Origin of the sequence: Pontivivens marinum (assembly GCF_900231835.1) — a bacterium.
Taxonomy (GTDB): domain Bacteria; phylum Pseudomonadota; class Alphaproteobacteria; order Rhodobacterales; family Rhodobacteraceae; genus Pontivivens; species Pontivivens marinum.
The window spans coordinates 1,076,790-1,090,638 of the sequence record NZ_OCTN01000001.1 but is presented as its reverse complement, the minus strand read 5'-3'; the positions used below and the strand labels follow the sequence as shown (position 1 = coordinate 1,090,638).

The following is a 13,849-nucleotide window of genomic DNA, read 5'->3' as shown; positions in this document are numbered from 1 at the left end:
GGTCGTAAAATAGTGTCCCGCCAGTGGCTGGGTTTATCCCGCCTTGGATGGGGGCACTGTTGCGCTGTCCAGCAATTTATGTGCGGGGTTGGATGCCCTATATGTGCCGCAATAAATCGCTGACGAATATGGGATGAATGCGGTCGCAGATCTGATCGGCCCGAATGGGTGCGAGATCTTCGACGTGACCGGCGACGGGCGTGGCGATGATTGGATCGCTGCCGACTGATTGCGTGAAAATAGCGGGCTGCTATTTGGCTGCGGTGCGGCTGCTATAAGGCTGGCAAATTTTGCGAAGGGGCTGGTTTGGTGCGAAACCGGCCTTTTTGCGTAACGCAGGGTTAAGATCGGGCCGGCGACAAATCTGTCTTTGATTGCAACGCCCACCCGTGGCATGAGGGGCGCCATGCCAAAGCCGCTTACATATTCCCAGATGGTCGAGGTTTTCACCCGGTTCCGCGATGATTGCGCCGAGCCGAAGGGAGAGCTGGATCACGTCAACGCCTTCACTCTGGTCGTCGCCGTCGCGTTGAGCGCGCAGGCAACCGATAAGGGTGTGAACCGCGCCACTGTGGAGTTGTTCAAGGTGGCAGACACCCCGCAGAAAATGCTGGATCTGGGCGAGGAAGCTGTGATCGAGCACATCCGCACCATTGGCCTGTATCGCAACAAAGCGAAAAACGTCATCAAGCTGAGCCGCATTCTGGTCGATGAATTCGGGGGTGAGGTGCCATCCAGTCGCGCCGCGCTGGAATCCCTGCCCGGTGTGGGGCGCAAAACCGCGAATGTGGTGCTGAACATGTGGTTCGGGCATCCCGCGCAGGCCGTGGATACCCATATCTTCCGCATTGGCAATCGTGCCGGCATCGCGCCGGGTAAGGATGTTGTCGCGGTGGAACGTGCGGTTGAAGATCGCGTGCCGGTGGAATTCCAGCAGCACGCCCATCACTGGCTGATCCTGCATGGCCGCTATACCTGCAAGGCCCGCAACCCTGATTGCGCGCATTGCCTTATCAACGATATCTGTACCTTCGAGGACAAAACGATATGACCAAACGCTACGAAGTTGTTGGCATCGGCAATGCCGTTGTTGATGTGATCGCACAAACCGATGACAGCTTTCTGGAACATATGGGCATCACCAAGGGCATCATGCAATTGGTTGAGCGTGAGCGCGGCGAGACGCTGTATGCCGCGATGAGTGAGCGTGTGCAGGCGGCCGGCGGTTCGGTTGCAAATACCCTCGCCGGTTTGGGCGCAATGGGGCGGTCCACTGCCTTTATCGGGCGTGTGCGCGATGATGCGCTGGGTCGGTTCTATGCTGATGCGATGACCGATGGCGGCACGGATTTCCCGAACGGGCCGGTTACGGGCGGTGATCTGCCAACATCCCGTTCGATGATTTTCGTCAGCCCCGATGGTGAGCGTTCGATGAACACCTATCTGGGCATCTCGTCCGAGGTTGGTCCCGATGATGTGGACGATGCGGTTGTCACGGATGCGCAGGTTCTGTTCCTTGAGGGATATTTGTTCGACAAGGATCAGGGCAAGGAAGCATTTGCCAAGGCGGCCCGCGCCATTCGTCAGGGCGGCGGCATGGCCGGCATCGCGTTGAGCGACCCGTTCTGCGTGGATCGCCACCGTGCCGACTTCCAAGCCTTGCTGGCCAATGATCTGGATTACGTGATCGGCAATGAGGCAGAGTTCACCACTTTGTATGAGGCGGGCACTCTGGATGAGGCACTGGCCACGGCCGCTGCGGCCTGCCCATTGGTGGTTTGCACCCGTTCCGGTGATGCGGTCGTCATCATTCGCGGGGATGAGCGGGTCGAGATTCCGGTGAACCGCGTCGTTCCTGTCGATGCAACCGGCGCCGGCGATCAGTTCGCGGCAGGTTTCCTGAACGGGTTGGTCACTGGTCGCACCCTACAGGATGCAGGTCGTATGGGCTGCATCGCTGCGGCTGAGGTTATCGGCCATATGGGCGCGCGTCCTGAAAAGGATATGAAGGCGCTGTTCGCCGATGCCGGCCTGTAAGGGCGCGTTGGTTTTGTGAGATTGGCCCCGTCGGACGCATCCGGCGGGGCTTTTTTATGTGGTGGCGGCAGCGGCCCGTCGTGCGCGGCGGCGGTCGCGACGTTCCGACAGCTTTACCCCCAGCATCAACATGGCAGGCGTTACGATCAGCGTCAGCACCGTGGCAAAGACCAGACCGCCGGCGATGGCGGAGGAAAGCTCGGTCCACCATTGGGTCGACGGTGCGCCGAACACGATCGAGCGGTCAAAGAAGTTGATGTTCACCCCGATCACCATCGGCATCAGCCCCAGCGCGGTGGTTAGGGAGGTCAGGACAACCGGCCGCAAACGCTGTGCTCCGGTGCGCAGCAGGGCCTCGCGTGCGGATTGGCCCTCCTTCCTCAGGTCATTATAGGTATCGATCAGAACGATATTGTTGTTCACCACAATACCGGCCAGCGCGATCACGCCGATACCGCCCATCACCACGCCAAAGGGCCGGCCCGTGATCAGCAGGCCCAGCAGAACGCCGGCGATGGAAAAGACGATCGCGCTCATTACAATGAAGGCCTGATACAGGCTGTTGAATTGTGTCACGAGGATCATGAACATCGCACCAAGTGCGGCAACAAACGCACCGACGAGGAAGATCATGGCATCTGCCTGTTCCTCGGCCTCACCACTGAACACCGTCTCGACCGAGGCGGGCAGGTCCAGCCTGCTGATCGCCGCCTGTAGCGCGATCACCTGATCATTGGCCAGCAGGCCCGGTGCGATATCGGCCGCGATGGTAATCACCCGCCGCTGGTCGATACGGTGGATGGTGCCGGTGCGCGGTGCGGGCACGAATTCCACAAAGTTGCTGACGGGGATCAGCCCTGCGGCGGTGGGGATGCGCAGGCTTTCCAGCTCCTCAAGCGTGCGTTCGGTGGCGGGGAAGCGGACGCGGATATCGACCTCACCCTCGGCGTCATCGGGGCGGTAATCCGCGACCTGAATGCCGTTGGTCAGCAGTTGAACCGCCTGGCCCAGCAGGGTGATGTCAGCGCCAAAGCGTGCGGCCTCGGCCCTGTTTACATCCAGCTGCCATTCCACGCCGGGCAGGGGGCGATCATCGGTCACGTCGGTAAAGCCGCCGACCTGATCCATGGCAGCGCGGATCATCGCAACAGCAGCCTGTTGTTCCTGCCCGTTGCGCGACAGCACCTCTAGCGAGATCGGTTTGCCGGCACCGGGTCCGCCCTCCTGCACGGCATATTGCACGTCCACGCCGGCGATATCGGCAACCGAGGCGCGGATATCCTCGCCTATTTCCTCAGCCGTGCGGCGGGTATCCCATTCGGTGAATTCCAGCTGGATCGTGCCGATCACGTCCTCACCCGTTTGACCGCCGCCAAGGGTGGAGCGGGCATAGACGCTTTGAATCTCATCAAAGGTCAGCAGGCGATCCTCAACCTGACGGACCAGTGCGTCGCGTTCATAGATCGAGAAGTTGTCGCGGGACCGGATTTGAACCTGCGCGAAGTCAGGCTCAACCGAGGGGAAGAAAGAGACACCGGTGCCGAATTGACCATAGGCAACAAAGGATGCAACCAGCGCCAGCAGGGCAAAGATCAACGTGCGGCCCGGTCGCAGGATCGCCCATTCCAGCGCCCGCACATAGGTGCCGGCACTACCGGTCATATGGCGTGGATCACCGGATTCCGCGGCGGCAAGTTGGCTGCGCTGCTTGGCCGTTTGCGGCTGCGCCTTGCCGATCATACCGCCCAGAACGGGGATGAAGATCAGCGCCATGAACAAAGATGCGCCTAGGGTGATGATGACCGTGATGGGCAGGAATTTCATGAACTCGCCCACGGTCCCCTCCCAAAACAGCAATGGGAAAAACACGCTGAGCGTTGTGGCGGTCGATGCTATGATCGGCCACGCCATACGCTGCGCCGCGTGGGCATAGGCCTGTCGCGGGGTATCGCCGGACAGCAATCGCCTGTCCGCCAGTTCGGTCGTGACGATGGCACCATCCACCAGCATGCCGACCACCAGGATCAGTGAGAACAGCACCACGATATTCATGGTAAAGCCCATGATCCACAGCACCGCCACACCGGCAAGGAAAGCCCCCGGAATGGACAGTCCGACAAGGATCGAGGTGCGGATGCCCAATGCGAACAGGATCACAATCATCACCAGCACCACGGCGGCGATCACGTTGTTTTCCAGATCGCCCAGCATGTCCTGCACCTGCTCGCTCTCGTCCTGCATATATTCGATCTGGACGGTATCCGGCCAGTCGCGGCTGGCGCGTTCGATGACATCCTTTACCTGTGCCACAGTCTCGATGATATTCGAGCCGACCCGTTTCTTGACCTCCAGCGCCAATGCGGGCTGGCCGTCAATACGGGCAAAGCTGTCAGGGTCGCGGTAGGTGCGGCGCACGGTGGCGATGTCGGCAAATGTGACGACGGTGGTGCCGCTAACCTTGACCGGCATGCTCATCACATCGTCGATATCCTCGATCAGGCCCGGAACCTTTAGCACCAGCCGACCGGCACCTGTGTCGATTGCGCCTGCTGCGATCAGGCGGTTATTGCGGCTGATCTGGCCGATCAGTTCCTCGAATGTCAGATCATAGGTTTCGAACACGGTGGGGTCGATTACGACCTCCAGCAGTTCCTCTCGCGTGCCGCCGATATCGACCTCCAGCACGCCCTCTAGTGCCTCCATATCGTCGCGCAGCTCCTCGGCAATACGGATCAGGGTGCGTTCGGGGACGGGGCCGGACAGGATGGTTGTCAGGATCGGGAATAGCGAGGTGTTGACCTCGTTCACGCTGGGCTCGGATGCGTCCTCGGGCAATTCGGTGGCGGCGCGGTCTACGGCCTCACGCACCTTTGCCATTGCCTCATCCGCGTCGAAGCCGGGGTCGAATTCCATGGTGACGGAGGCATACCCCTCAGCCGCGCTGCCGCTCATTTCCTGAAGCCCCTCGATTGAGGCAAGCTCGCTTTCCAGCGGTTCGACCAGCAGGCGTTCGCTATCCTCGGGGCTGATCCCCTCCAGCGTGGTGACGACATAGATGATGGGGATGGCAACCTCTGGCGAGGATTCCTTGGGGATCGAGATATAGCCGATGGAGCCGACCGTCAGGATGAAGATCAGCATCAGAGCAACGACACGCGCCCGCCCGAAGGCGGCGGAAATCAGGCCGTTCATTGGGCTGCATCCTGCGCGGCGATTGCGGCCTCATCCCGTGGGTCAACCACCTCACCCGCGCTGACAAAGCCCTGTCCGATAGTGATGATTGTCGCGCTGTCGGGCAGGCCGGAAATCCAGATGCCATCGGTTTGGGCGCGTACAATTTCCACCGGAGCGAAGCCGACGATATTGCCGTCCTCCAGCGTTTTGATGCCCAATGTGCCGTCGGTTCCCAGTGCCAGAATGGCGGGGCTGACGAAATGTGCGGTGGCGGTGCCGACCGGAACGCGGATTTGCGCCGAAACGCCGGCAGGGATCGCGCCATCGGGGTTTGGCACCTCAACCTCGGCGCGGAAGGTGCGGGTCTGCGCATTCGCGCTGCCCGAAACATAGGCCACGGTGCCCTCGCGTGTTTCGCCGGTGATGAAGTTTACGGTCGCGACCTGTCCCGCGTGGATGGTGGACACGGCCTGTTGGGGGACCTGAACCTCAATCGTTAGGGGATCGGTGTCGATGATGCGGCCAACCTCCGTGCCGGCCTGAACATATTCGCCGGGGTCGATGCTCAGATCATCCAGCAGGCCGGCAAAGGGGGCGCGGATGATGGTGTTTTCCAAGCCCTGTTCCACCGTCGCCAGTTGCGCCTGTGCGGTGGCCAGCGCGGCATTCGCATCGGTCACGCGGTCCTGTGTGGCAACGCCGCGTTCCAGCAGGGATTGGGCATTTGCAACCTCGCGCTGGGCACGCTCAATCTCCGCCGTGGCTTGGGCCAATTGGGCGGAGCGTTCGGCGGGGGCGATGCGGGCAATTTCTACGCCACGTTCAAGAATTTCGCCCTTGTTCACGCTGAGCGATTCGATCTCGCCCGAGGTTTCGGCCCGCAACATGGTTTCACGGTCGGGCAGGGCCTGCCCCTCAGCCACGAAGAATTGCGAGATCTGTTCTGCCATGGAATGACGGGTTGCGACGGTGGCGGCGCGGCGGCCATCCTGCCGTGGTTCTTCCTCAGGCGCGCTGGGCGTGGGGTAGATGTAACCGCTGCCCATCCATGCGATTAGGGCCAGTGTTAGCAACACGGCAAGCCAGCCTGAAACCCCCGACCGACGCGTATCGTCAAATGCGAGCGGCGTGCCGTTTTCGGTCGAATTGGGGTGCGTCATTTTTAGGGTCCGTCGTTAAGAGACTTGCGGTCTGTAAAGTCGTGTATGACTTGGGTTAACGCGACATGGAAGTCAACAAAGTGTTTCAACCGCGAAATGCGCGCAGCATCGGTCTGGTTTTTCTCGATATAGTGCAAAAGCTCCGTCATCTGTGACAAATGCTGATGAATTTTCGAGAGCAGAGATGAAAAAGCATCGTCGTGGATTTTATAGTAATCCTGCCGATCACCAGTTTGGCGCAGATGCTCCAAAAACCCCATCTCGATGAGCTTACGCGCATTGGTCGAAATACTGGCGCGGCTGACGGATAGTTCCTGCGCCAAGGAATTCAACGATCTGACCGTCCCATCGTAATGCAGGGTCGCAAAAATGCGTCTTGCAATAGGGCTCATCCCCGCATCGGTTATGAACTCACTGAAATGCTTAATGAAGGCCGTGCGAGGATCGGGTTTTGTGCTCATGTCTGTTCAGTATGGACTGAACTAAAAAAATGTAAGCCTGAAATTATGAAATTTTAATGCAAATCAGGTCGCGGCATCTGCTGCTTCTATGATCCGGCTATAACCAACGCGCCCGATATTTGATCCGCAGGCAATAATGCCCACACGTTTGCCCGCCAATTCATCGCGCAGTGGGCCGGTTAGCGCGGCAAAGGACGCGGCGCAGGCCGGTTCAACCATCAGTGACAGGTCCCTGTTCATGCGGCGCATTGCCTCGATCAACGCGCTGTCTGGCAGGGTGATCATGCGGTCCACATGGGCCTTTACCGCAGAGAAGGTCAGCGGCTCGGCACGGGACGCGGCCAGACTGACGGCGACGGTGTTTACCTCGCTGAGGGTTTGGGGACTGCCGACCTCAACCGAGCGGGTCATTCCGGCAGCGCCGTCCGGCTCCACCCCGATGACCTGACAGGCGGGTGAGAACAGTTTGACCGCGCGCGAAATGCCGGCCAGCAGACCACCGCCGCCAACGGGCACGATCATCGCGTCCAGATCAGGATGAGCGCAGACGATTTCATAGCCACAGGTCGCGGCACCCAGTAACATATGCGGGGCCTCGAACGGGTGCAGTTTCGTGCGGCCGGTCTGGGCGGTCATTTCGTCCAGCAGAGCCAGATTTGTGGCGCTGCCCGGTGTGCGTTGGATCGTGGCGCCCATGGCGGCAACACGTTCTACGGTTTGGGGGTCTGCTGCCTCTGGCATGATAATCAGCGCGTCGATGCCGGCGGCATTGGCAGCCCATGCAACGGCCAGCGCGTGATTTCCGCCTGACGACGCAATCACGCCGGCGGCGCGCTGTTCGGGGGTCATCGCATCGATGCCCAGCAAAACGCCGCGGGATTTAAAGCTGCCGGCCTGCTGGAACAATTCCATCTTCATATAGACGCTGGCGCCATCGGGCAGCGCGTCTGTCAGCCGGTCGGTGGTCAGGGGCAGGATCGGGGTTGCCACAATACGTCCGCGCAGCCGTTTGCGCGCGGCGTCGATTTCGTTCAGATCGGGCAGTGTCTGCTCACTTCGTGAGGCGCGCATGAACCTCATCGAGGTCAATCTCCTTTGCCGGAGGGTTCCGGTTTGGCTCTTTGGCATATTTGAACAGATTGAAATCGCGACGATAGATTTCAAGCATCATGAAGTTCGAAAGATCGTCGAAATAATCCTCGATCGGGAATTGCTGTTTTGGCCCGTGGCCTGCGCTCTCGTTAAAACGGGGCATGGTGTCCACATCCACGGCGTGGCGCGTTTCAACATTGGCGAGGACGTGCTTCATCCCGTCATTGAACCGTTCCGTCGGGAAGATGTGATCGTATCGCCCGCCATTGCGCACCAGGGTCGAGACATGGCCCGAACAGGCCGACCAGTGGATATCGGGGTCCATCGGTTTGCGAAACCGGATGGTGTCGCGCACGAACAGCAAGAACCGGCGGAAGCTTTGAATTTGGTCAAAGTCGCCCTCGACCTCCACGCCGTACCGTTTGGTCAGCATTGGCACCAGATTGCCGCGATAGCGTTTTCCGTTGCGCTGAATGCCCGCGATTTTATCAAAGAACGAGCTGAGGATGCGGGTATACGGATTGCGCACGGCGGTAAATGTATACAGCTCACGCCCCGTTACGGCGGCCTCTAGCAGGGGTTGGCTGTGTTCCAGCGCCCATTTGTGAATACCGGTTTTTGCATCATGAATGTCGCCATCGAAATATTCGCCGTGATCGGCGTAATACATGATCTGTCCCACTGTTGAGCACGCGCATTTCGGCACGACGCGGTAGATCATCGATTGACTCTCGGTCATCCAGGTCCCGGGAAAGGGCATGTTGGCCTCACATTTCAGATACAACTATATCCTTGGCCCTTGGGGGGGCGTGAAGTCAAGAAAACGCACAAGAAATGGGTCAATAAAGCTGTCATGGGCGCAAAACTCTTGCCCCGCGCCGGACCTCGACGCATTGATATGCCATGGTTCAGATCGCGTACATTCTTCTCTGCCACAAAAACCCCCAAGGGGTGATACAGCAGGCCCGCATGTTGACAAAACATGGCGACAAAATCGCCATTCATGTCGATAAAAGCGCAGCCCCTGCCGTCTGGTCCCAGATTGTCGAGGAACTGGGTGACGATCCCAATGTTGCCTTTTGTGACCGTGTAAAATGCGGCTGGGGGGAATGGAGTCTGGTTCTGGCCACGCTGAACGCGCTGAAAATGGCGCGCAGCAAATGGCCGGACGCGACGCATTTCTACTTTATCTCTGGCGATTGCATGCCGACCAAGCCGCGCGCCTATATCGCGCGCTACCTTGAGGAAAACGACAAGGATTTCGTTGAGCATAACGATTTCTATGAGAGCGATTGGATCAAGACTGGCATCAAAGAGGACCGCCTGCGCTATCGCCATTATTTCAACGAACGCACGCGCAAGGCGCTGTTCTATGGCGCGCTAAAGCTGCAACGTGCCTTGGGGATGGAGCGGAGCACGCCCAAGGGTCTGACGATCTATATCGGGTCCCAGTGGTGCGTTCTGCGGCGTAGTACGGTGGATAAGGTGCTGGCGCTGACGGCCTCTCGCAAGGATATACCGCGCTTTTTCGCCACCACCTGGATTCCGGATGAGACCTATTTTCAGAGCCTCGTCATGCATGTGGTCCCGCGTGAGCAGGTGGAAAACCGCACGCTGACCTTCCTCGCCTTTTCGGATTACGGATTGCCGTTGGTGTTTCATGATGACCAATACGATCTGGTACGCACCCAGCCCCATCTGTTCACGCGCAAGGTTTCGGAAAATGCGCTGAGCCTGCGTGAACGGCTGCGGGATTTATTCTCGCAGGATTTCGACCGCATGGTAACGGCGGATACCGCCGGTGCGCTGTTTGAATATGTCACCCGACGCGGCCGTGTCGGGGGCCGTTACACCGAACGTTTCTGGGAGCGGGGCGGCAAGATCGGGCGCGGGAACGAAATGCTGGTCGTGGTGTGCAAGAAATACCATGTCGGCAAGCGCTTCATGAACGCCGCCCGTCGCGCCGGCGGTCCCATGGCTCATGGCTATGTTTTTGACGAGGATGCCGGCGCATTGCCCGCGCTGGGCGGGATTGAGACATCAACCCCCAAGCGTGGCCGCCACCGTCGCGCCGTTTTGCGGATGCTGCTGGAATATCACGACGCGGAACGCCTGATGATCTGTCTGGACCCGTCAAATATCGACGCGCTGCGCGATATTCGGGATGATCAGTGCAACCTGCGGGTGATGGAGCTGCGCACAGACATTGATGATGATTATCTGCTGGGCCATGCTAAGCGGGCGGGTCTGTTGCCTGACGAGGCGCGGTTGGAGGATTGCATGCCGCTGATCCGCACGCTGGACCGGCAGTTCAGGGATGACAGCAACGCGCTGCGCGATTTGAACCTTGCACATTTCTACACGTTGAACCTGCATGACAGTGCCGATCTGGCAGGGGAGCAGATTGCGCGTTTCCTCGATATTCCCTTTAAGAACGGGCGCGAAATGGCTGTAGCCGAGATGCCCTTTAACTAAGATTTACACTGGGAGAGCCGACATGGCCTACGCCTATGACGATCAGAACATTTTCGCCAAGATCCTGCGCGGGGAAATCCCCAACCGCACGGTGATGGAGACAGAGCACTCGCTGGCATTCGAGGATATCTCGCCGCGTGCCCCGCAGCATGTTCTGGTGATCCCCAAGGGGCCATATGTCACCTATGACCACTTCGCAGCCGAGGCCAGCGATGCCGAGATTCTGGACTACACCCGAACCGTGGCGAAGGTCGCGCAGCAGATGGGCGTAACGCCGGATGCCGGCGCAGGGTACCGGATGCTGTCCAATGCCGGCCCTGATGGTCATCAGGAGGTGCCGCATCTGCACATCCACATTTTTGCCGGTACATATCTGGGTGAGATGATTGACGTGCCAGCGGCGCAGTAACGCCTAACGCACCCACAGACCGGCGGCGCGCAGGCGCTTGCGGATCACTGCCTCATCATCGGGCAGGCCATCCGCAAACAAGGCCCGCGCCTGTGCGCCGCCGCCGCGATACAGCATCTGGTGAAAGGGCGGGTAGCCCTTGAGCAGCTTTTTTACGCGATTGATCTGCGCGATCTGGGTCAGACGCTCAATCACGGCATCGGATTCGCGGGCATAGGCTAGCGGCAGCGTGCGCCAGTGGCAGGTCGCCGTATCGTCCAGACCAGCAATCGCACGCGGACCACCGCCCAGCGATGCGATGACCAGCGGCAGTGCGATCTGATCCAGCCACGGGTTCAGCGATTGTCCTGTCAGTGCCGGGCCGGGATTTGCGTGGATTTCGGTCGCATATTCCACAAACCGCGCGCCGAATTGGCGTGGGCAGGGGCCGCAGAACCATCCGGCATTGTAATAGGGAAACCGCTGCCAGTCCTCGGAGGGGTGATTGGTATCCTCGGTCAAAGTCAGGCCGAATCGGTCATAGAGGCTGCGCCAGATTTCCGCGCGCGTGGGTCCGTCCGGTTGCAGTTTTGGCCACGTCGCCGTACGCCGCAGGCTGGCCGCAGGGCGCGAAGCGTCGATTTTCGGGAGCGGGCCAAGGAATAGCGTATCCGTGTCGAGGAACAGAAATGGCTGCTCCTCGGGCAAGGCGGACAGGGCCTCCATCTTGTTCCCATGCGGATAGAAGGCACCGAAATGCGTGCTGTGAAACGGTGTCAAAGCCGCGTGGCGTTGCAGTTCCGCCCGAATTTCAGGGTTTGCGACCCGCGGATCCTGTGGCCAGTTGGGGCCGGGTTGGGGTTCCATTAACCACAGGCGCACATCATCCGTGGGAACAAAACTGGCCGTGGCCAGCAGCGCTTCATAGGCCAAGCGCCCGTCCTGAACCACCATCATGACATTTAGCGGCATGTCGCCCCCATCAAGAACCGTTGCGCTCGTCCAATGCTTACAGTATGCAGCGAACGGACGCACCCATAGCTCAGCTGGATAGAGCGCTGCCCTCCGAAGGCAGAGGTCTCAGGTTCGAATCCTGATGGGTGCACCAATTTCCTAAACACTCCTGTCGGGTACGTGGGTGAAGATTTCGCCCGCGATGTTGCGCGCCAGATCGTTATCCACAGGGTCGCCGTTGAGCAGGGCGTACCAGAATGCGCCGTGGACGAAGCTGGATAGCATCTCGACATTGCGGGTGGGGGCGATCTCGCCGTTGTTTTGGGCGTTGCGCAGCAGGTCTGTGACCATTTTTTCGCGTGGTTTTACAAAGCGTTCGCTGAACACTTGGCGAAAGGCATGGTCGTCCTGCGCAGCGGCGATCAGGGCGCGGATGGGGTCGCCGTTTTCGGTCAGGTGGGTAAAGACCTGCGCTAGAAACCTTTCAAGCTGTGACTTACTGCTTTGATTGGGGTCGTGTTGCGGGGTGTCGGCATATTGGGCAGTTTCCTCGAACACGGCGTCCAGCACCAAATTCGCCTTTGTGTTCCAGCGGTTATACAGGGTTTGGCGGGCGACATTTGCCTCCGCCGCGATGGCGGCGATGCTGACCTTTCCGTAGCCGCGTTCGCGGACCAGTTTCAGGGTCGCGGCCTTGATCGCGCCTGCGGCCTCGGTATCGCGGGGGCGGCCTGCGGGCTGTTTTTCAGTGCTCATCTTTACCTCCTGCGGGGCGATCACAGGCATGTGTAATTTATTTGTGGACTGCCGTCCAATTATCTTTATAGACCGCAGTCTAATAAATACCATATCAGAGGTCACGACATGTCACGCGAAATCCTATCAGCCCGACGGGCGGCCTGTGTCACGGCTGTGCTGGGGTTGCTGTCCATCTTTCCTCCGCTTGCCACAGATATGTACCTTGCCGGTCTTGGCGATATTGCGCAGTCGATGGGGGCCAGTCATTCGGCGGCGGAATTGTCGCTGTCCATCTTCTTCCTCGGGCTGTGCGTCGGGCAGCTTATCATGGGGCCGTTGATCGACAGTCTGGGGCGCAAGGGGCCGCTACTGGGCGCGACGGCGTTGTTTATCGTGACCTCTTTTGCGCTGATCCTTGTCGAGGATATCGCCGTGTTTAACACGCTGCGGTTTTTGCAAGCCTTGGGGGCCTGTGGCGGCATGGTGGTCGGTCGGGCCGTGGTAAACGACCTGTATGAGGGGCGGCGTGCGGCGCAAGCCATGACGGTTCTGGTGATGTTGCTCACCATCGGGCCGATTGTGTCACCGACGCTGGGCAGCTTGCTGTTGGGGGCGTTTGGCTGGCGCTCGATCTTTGTCGTGATGTTGCTGATCGGAGCGCTGGCATTCATCCTGTCACTGCTGGTCGTACCCGAAACATTGCCGGTGGAGCAGCGGGTTACAGCGCCATTTCGCACGGGGCGCAAGGTCGCGGGGCAGCTATTGCGGCGTCGGGCATTCGTGATCCCCGCTGTGATTGCCGGATTGGTGCAGGGCGGGCTGTTCGCCTTTATCACTGGTTCCTCGGGCGTTTTTCAGGGCGTTTTCGGGCTGAGTGCGCTGACCTATGGTCTGATGTTTGCGGGCATCGCCACGGCTTTGCTGCTGTTCGGGCAGGTTAATACGCGGCTGCTGAACCACTTCACGGCGGAGCAGATTTTGAAGACCGGTTTGCCCTATTACGTGGCGGCTACGCTGGTGCTGGTGCTGCTATCGGGCACCACGACGCTGTGGGTCTTTATCCCGCCGCTATGGCTGTCGATTGGGTGTGTTGGGATGCTGTCTGCGAATGCGATGCATATTGCGATGGCCTCGGCCCGCGATAGTGCGGGGATCGGGTCGGCCGTGCTGGGCGCGATCCAGTTTGGTATTGCCTTCACCATCTCATCACTGGTCGCGCTGGGTGGCAGTGACACGGCACTGCCGATGGCGCTGGGGCTGTTGCTGCCTGCGATTGTGGCCCTGATCCTGTTGTTGAAATTCAGCGTCGGGGCAAAGGAGGAGGCGGTCATCGCCTGATGCCCTAGGGTATTGGCGGCGGGGATGGTGAT

12 protein-coding genes and 1 tRNA gene are annotated in these 13,849 nt (G+C 59.6%); 6 read left to right on the top strand and 7 right to left on the bottom strand.

Features of this window, described 5'->3' with window-relative positions; translation table 11 throughout:
- Positions 1 to 406: 406 nt before the first annotated feature.
- Both nth and CR254_RS05445 read left to right on the top strand, forming a co-directional pair.
- A complete protein-coding gene (gene nth / locus CR254_RS05450; protein WP_097928760.1) occupies positions 407 to 1,051 on the top strand; it encodes an endonuclease III in 645 nt (214 codons plus the stop codon).
- Positions 1,048 to 2,037 (top strand): adenosine kinase, encoded by a 990-nt coding sequence (locus tag CR254_RS05445; RefSeq protein WP_097928759.1) that lies wholly within the window; start codon positions 1,048 to 1,050, stop codon positions 2,035 to 2,037. Before nth ends, CR254_RS05445 begins: the two co-directional genes overlap by 4 nt.
- A 54-nt stretch (positions 2,038 to 2,091) precedes the next feature.
- Here the strand turns inward: CR254_RS05445 and CR254_RS05440 are convergent, their stop codons facing one another.
- The 5 genes from CR254_RS05440 to CR254_RS05420 all read right to left on the bottom strand — a co-directional run bounded on the left by CR254_RS05440 (position 2,092) and on the right by CR254_RS05420 (position 8,684).
- A complete protein-coding gene (locus CR254_RS05440) occupies positions 2,092 to 5,229 on the bottom strand; it encodes an efflux RND transporter permease subunit (protein WP_097928758.1) in 3,138 nt (1,045 codons plus the stop codon).
- On the bottom strand, positions 5,226 to 6,371 hold the full coding sequence (locus CR254_RS05435; protein WP_097928757.1) for an efflux RND transporter periplasmic adaptor subunit: 1,146 nt from the start codon (positions 6,369 to 6,371) through the stop codon (positions 5,226 to 5,228). Before CR254_RS05435 ends, CR254_RS05440 begins: the two co-directional genes overlap by 4 nt.
- 2 nt (positions 6,372 to 6,373) lie before the next feature.
- The gene (locus CR254_RS05430) at positions 6,374 to 6,832 is read right to left on the bottom strand and encodes a GbsR/MarR family transcriptional regulator (RefSeq protein ID WP_097928756.1); all 459 of its coding nucleotides are present in this window, start codon (positions 6,830 to 6,832) and stop codon (positions 6,374 to 6,376) included.
- 63 nt (positions 6,833 to 6,895) lie between these two features.
- The gene (locus CR254_RS05425) at positions 6,896 to 7,912 is read right to left on the bottom strand and encodes a threonine ammonia-lyase (RefSeq protein WP_245851392.1); all 1,017 of its coding nucleotides are present in this window, start codon (positions 7,910 to 7,912) and stop codon (positions 6,896 to 6,898) included.
- Positions 7,884 to 8,684 carry a sulfotransferase family protein gene (locus CR254_RS05420; RefSeq protein ID WP_097928912.1) on the bottom strand — a complete coding sequence of 267 codons (801 nt, stop codon included), beginning with the start codon at positions 8,682 to 8,684 and terminating at the stop codon, positions 7,884 to 7,886. Before CR254_RS05420 ends, CR254_RS05425 begins: the two co-directional genes overlap by 29 nt.
- Positions 8,685 to 8,827: 143 nt before the next feature.
- Here CR254_RS05420 and CR254_RS05415 point away from each other — a divergent pair, with 143 nt between their 5' ends.
- On the top strand, positions 8,828 to 10,399 hold the full coding sequence (locus CR254_RS05415; RefSeq protein ID WP_097928754.1) for a DUF5928 domain-containing protein: 1,572 nt from the start codon (positions 8,828 to 8,830) through the stop codon (positions 10,397 to 10,399).
- A 22-nt stretch (positions 10,400 to 10,421) separates the two neighbouring features.
- Positions 10,422 to 10,808, top strand: coding sequence for an HIT domain-containing protein (locus CR254_RS05410; protein WP_097928753.1), 387 nt, complete (start codon positions 10,422 to 10,424; stop codon positions 10,806 to 10,808).
- Positions 10,809 to 10,811: 3 nt separating this feature from the next.
- Here CR254_RS05410 and CR254_RS05405 read toward each other — a convergent pair whose 3' ends face one another.
- Positions 10,812 to 11,759, bottom strand: coding sequence for a GT-B fold glycosyltransferase domain-containing protein (locus CR254_RS05405; protein WP_097928752.1), 948 nt, complete (start codon positions 11,757 to 11,759; stop codon positions 10,812 to 10,814).
- A 59-nt stretch (positions 11,760 to 11,818) separates the two neighbouring features.
- On the opposite strand from CR254_RS05405, the gene CR254_RS05400 reads away from it, so the two are divergent.
- A tRNA-Arg gene (locus tag CR254_RS05400) sits at positions 11,819 to 11,895 on the top strand.
- Between the two features lie 5 nt (positions 11,896 to 11,900).
- Here CR254_RS05400 and CR254_RS05395 read toward each other — a convergent pair.
- Positions 11,901 to 12,497, bottom strand: coding sequence for a TetR/AcrR family transcriptional regulator (locus tag CR254_RS05395; protein WP_097928751.1), 597 nt, complete (start codon positions 12,495 to 12,497; stop codon positions 11,901 to 11,903).
- Between the two features lie 108 nt (positions 12,498 to 12,605).
- Between CR254_RS05395 and CR254_RS05390 the strand changes: the two genes are divergently transcribed.
- A complete protein-coding gene (locus CR254_RS05390; RefSeq protein WP_097928750.1) occupies positions 12,606 to 13,817 on the top strand; it encodes a multidrug effflux MFS transporter in 1,212 nt (403 codons plus the stop codon).
- Positions 13,818 to 13,849 lie beyond the last annotated feature (32 nt).

Excerpts from the sequence above, each read along its gene's own strand:
- CR254_RS05410 (WP_097928753.1), top strand. The coding sequence starts at position 10,422 with ATGGCCTACGCCTATGACGATCAGAACATTTTCGCCAAGATCCTGCGC.
- CR254_RS05390 (WP_097928750.1), top strand. The coding sequence starts at position 12,606 with ATGTCACGCGAAATCCTATCAGCCCGACGGGCGGCCTGTGTCACGGCT.
- CR254_RS05395 (WP_097928751.1), bottom strand. The coding sequence starts at position 12,497 with ATGAGCACTGAAAAACAGCCCGCAGGCCGCCCCCGCGATACCGAGGCC.
- nth (WP_097928760.1), top strand. The coding sequence starts at position 407 with ATGCCAAAGCCGCTTACATATTCCCAGATGGTCGAGGTTTTCACCCGG.
- CR254_RS05430 (WP_097928756.1), bottom strand. The coding sequence starts at position 6,832 with ATGAGCACAAAACCCGATCCTCGCACGGCCTTCATTAAGCATTTCAGT.
- CR254_RS05435 (WP_097928757.1), bottom strand. The coding sequence starts at position 6,371 with ATGACGCACCCCAATTCGACCGAAAACGGCACGCCGCTCGCATTTGAC.
- CR254_RS05425 (WP_245851392.1), bottom strand. The coding sequence starts at position 7,912 with ATGAGGTTCATGCGCGCCTCACGAAGTGAGCAGACACTGCCCGATCTG.
- CR254_RS05415 (WP_097928754.1), top strand. The coding sequence starts at position 8,828 with ATGGTTCAGATCGCGTACATTCTTCTCTGCCACAAAAACCCCCAAGGG.
- CR254_RS05445 (WP_097928759.1), top strand. The coding sequence starts at position 1,048 with ATGACCAAACGCTACGAAGTTGTTGGCATCGGCAATGCCGTTGTTGAT.
- CR254_RS05420 (WP_097928912.1), bottom strand. The coding sequence starts at position 8,684 with ATGCCCTTTCCCGGGACCTGGATGACCGAGAGTCAATCGATGATCTAC.
- CR254_RS05440 (WP_097928758.1), bottom strand. The coding sequence starts at position 5,229 with ATGAACGGCCTGATTTCCGCCGCCTTCGGGCGGGCGCGTGTCGTTGCT.
- CR254_RS05405 (WP_097928752.1), bottom strand. The coding sequence starts at position 11,759 with ATGCCGCTAAATGTCATGATGGTGGTTCAGGACGGGCGCTTGGCCTAT.